This window comes from Streptomyces glaucescens, assembly GCF_002154375.1.
GTDB classification, from domain to species: Bacteria; Actinomycetota; Actinomycetes; order Streptomycetales; family Streptomycetaceae; genus Streptomyces; species Streptomyces glaucescens.
On record NZ_MUND01000396.1, the window covers coordinates 1 to 621 of the forward strand.

General features: G+C 70.5%; 1 protein-coding gene and 1 pseudogene. Both read right to left on the reverse strand.

Annotated features, from left to right (window positions below; genetic code table 11):
- Positions 1–175 (reverse strand): annotated as a pseudogene (locus CCN42_RS24760) (D-alanine--D-alanine ligase A); the annotation flags it as partial.
- Between the two features lie 59 nt (positions 176–234).
- A partial coding sequence (locus CCN42_RS24765; RefSeq protein ID WP_339384417.1) for an NAD(P)H-dependent glycerol-3-phosphate dehydrogenase occupies positions 235–621 on the reverse strand: 387 nt, incomplete at its 5' end.

A 621-nucleotide genomic window follows, 5' to 3' on the forward strand; every position in this document is an offset into this window, starting at 1 on the left:
CCTGGGTGATGCCGATCGGCAGGACGTCGTAGCGCGTCCGGTCGATGGCCTTGAGGACGGCGCCGGCGGTGACCACGGAGATCCCGTGTTCGGAGCTGCGCCCGCCGAACACGACGGCCACGCGCGGCTTGCGAGGCGACTGCTCAGGGCTCTGGGGGAGGTTCTCGCTGCTCATATCGCGATGAGAGTACCCGTAGGCAGGGTCCTGGGGCAGCGTCCGCCCCGCGGGTTCGCTCAGCGTCGCTCGGGCTTCGCACTGCGCGACATCAGCTCCTTGAGGGCCACCACCGGCGGCTTGCCCTCGTGCACGATGCCCACGACGGTCTCGGTGAGGGGCATGTCGACACCGTGCCGGCGGCCCAGATCCAGCACCGACTGGCAGGACTTGACGCCCTCGGCGGTCTGCCTGGTGACCGCGATGGTCTCCGCGAGGGTCATGCCCTTGCCGAGGTTGGTGCCGAAGGTGTGGTTGCGGGACAGCGGCGAGGAGCAGGTGGCCACCAGGTCACCGAGACCGGCGAGTCCGGAGAAGGTCAGCGGGTCGGCGCCCATCGCCAGGCCCAGGCGGGTCGTCTCCGCGAGGCCCCGGGTGATCAGCGAGCCCTTGGCGTTGTCGCCGAG